Consider the following 2,140-nt stretch of genomic DNA (forward strand, 5'->3'; position numbering starts at 1 on the left):
GCCCCCCCGCCGCTCTACCCCGCCGCCGGCCGCGCCCAGGTAAACCCCCCCCGGCGAGCCCAGCCCGCCGGCGCCCACCATCAGCACGCGCGCCCGCTCGAGTCGTTCCTGGGCGTCGATGCCCACCTGCGGCAGGCGCAGGTGGCGCGAGTAGCGCTCCATGAAGTCGGCGTCGCGGCGGGCGTCCACGGGCAGGCCGGCGGCGAGCCACGCCTGGTAGCCGCCGGCGACCGACCCGACGTTGTCGTAGCCGCGCCTGTGCAGCGCCTGCGCCGCGGGCCGCGCGCCCACGCCGGGGGCGCAGATCAGCCGCAGTTGGGCACCCGGGTGGGGGGCGGTGGCGGGGGGGCGCTGCGCGTCCCCCGGATGGCCGGCGGCCAGCCTGGCGTGGTAGCCGCCGGACACCGACGCGACGTTGCGATAGCCCTGCGCCTGCAGTTCCTGGGCGGCAGCCAGCGAGCGCACGCCGGCGGCGCAGATCAGCAGCAGTTCGGTGTCGCGGTCGGGCGCGGTGGCGGCCGGGTCGGCGGCCAGAAGCGCGCGCGGCACGCGCAGCGCCTGGGCCGGCGTGCCCAGCGCGTGTTCGTCGGGTTCGCGCACGTCCACCAGCCGCGCGCCCTGGGCCTGGCGCGCCAGCGCCTGCTGCGGAGTGATTTCCTGGATGGCCATGGACCGAGTCTAGCGGCCCGGCGGCAGGCCGGCGTAAGGCAGCACGTCCATCAGGGTGCCCGCGGGCCAATGCCCTGCCCCTTCGGCCAATACCACCAGGGCATTGGACTGTGCGGCGGCGAGCAGGCGATGGGAACCGTCCGCGGGATTGGGCGTGACCTGCAGCTGTCCCTGGTCGTCGCAGGCCAGCACGCCGCGCAGGAACTCGAGGCGATCATGCGACTTCGCCACGTCGGCGGTCAGCCGGGCGCGCAGCGGACGGCGCGGCTGCGCCCTGCCCTGCAGCGCGTCCAGCAGCGGACGCGCCAGCGTGAGGAAGGTCGCCAGCACCGACACGGGATTGCCCGGCAGGCCGAGCAGATGCGCTTCGCCCAAGCGCCCGAACAGCACGGGCATCCCCGGGCGCATCAGCACTTTCCAGAAATGCACCTGGCCTTCGCGCTCGAGGAAAGCCGGCAGGAAATCTTTCTCGCCCACCGACACACCGCCGCAGGTCAGCACGAGGTCGAACGAGAACGCCGCGTCCTTGAGCGCGCCGGCGATGGCGTCCGGATCGTCGGGCAGCACCGGCCAGGCCACCGGCTCGTAGCCCTCGGCAATCAGCAGGGCCTGGAGCAGCACGCGGTTGCTGTCGTAGATTTCGCCCGGCGCCAGCGGCTGCCCCGGCGCGCGCAGTTCATCGCCCGTGGTGAACACGGCCACGGTGGGGCGGCGCCGCACCGGCAGGTCGTGCTGGCCCAGCGCGGCGGCCAGGCTGAGCTTGCTGGCGTCCAGCACGGTACCGGCCAGCAGCACGGTGTCACCCACCGCCACATCCTCGCCCTGGCGGCGCACGTGCTGCCCGGCCTTGGCGGCCTGCGTTGGCGTCACCGTGTCGCCATCGATGCGCGCGTTCTCTTTCATCAGCACGGCGTCGGCGCCGGCCGGCAGCGCCGCGCCGGTGGTGATGCGCACGCACTCGCCCGGTGCCAGGGTGAGCGCGCGGCTGGGACCGGCGAACTGTTCGCCCACCAGCCGTCGCGGCGCAGCGCCGTCGTCGCTGCGAAGGGCGAAACCGTCCATCGCGGAATTGTCGAAGCCCGGCAGCGCCAGCGTGGCCACCAGGTCTTCGGCCAGCACCCAGCCCAGGGCGCGCGACAGCGGCCGCCGCTCGACCGGCATGGCGTGCGCCTGCGCCACGGCGGAAACAATTTCCTGGGCTCGGGCAAACGTGATGCGGGTCGGCACGTCGGGGTTCATGGGGCGGGCTCGTCCTGGAGGTCTTCGGGCGTGTTGAGGTTGGCCAGCAGGCGCGGCGAGATATCCATGCGCGCCAGGTCCAGCCGCGACACCACGCGGTGCGCGGCGGATTCGCCGGCTTCAAGCAGGTCCTGCACGGCCGCCTGCAGGGCCGCCGTGCGCCACAGGCCCACCAGCGGCTGCAGGCCGGTGGCGTCTTTCCCCACCACGCCGCACCCCCCGCCCGGCCGGG

2 protein-coding genes and 1 pseudogene are annotated in these 2,140 nt (G+C 74.3%); all 3 read right to left on the minus strand.

Annotation, left to right across the window (positions count from 1 at the left end; genetic code table 11):
• The coding region (locus K0M70_RS07300; RefSeq protein ID WP_290781059.1) for a rhodanese-like domain-containing protein at nucleotides 1-669 on the minus strand (669 nt) is incomplete at its 3' end.
• A gap of 9 nt (nucleotides 670-678) precedes the next feature.
• Nucleotides 679-1,908 carry a gephyrin-like molybdotransferase Glp gene (gene glp, locus K0M70_RS07305; RefSeq protein ID WP_290781061.1) on the minus strand — a complete coding sequence of 410 codons (1,230 nt, stop codon included), beginning with the start codon at nucleotides 1,906-1,908 and terminating at the stop codon, nucleotides 679-681.
• Nucleotides 1,905-2,140 (minus strand): annotated as a pseudogene (locus K0M70_RS07310) (molybdenum cofactor guanylyltransferase); the annotation flags it as partial. The pseudogene K0M70_RS07310 and the gene glp, both read right to left, overlap by 4 nt.

Origin of the sequence: Arenimonas sp., assembly GCF_019459675.1 — a bacterium.
Classification (GTDB): Bacteria; Pseudomonadota; Gammaproteobacteria; order Xanthomonadales; family Xanthomonadaceae; genus Arenimonas.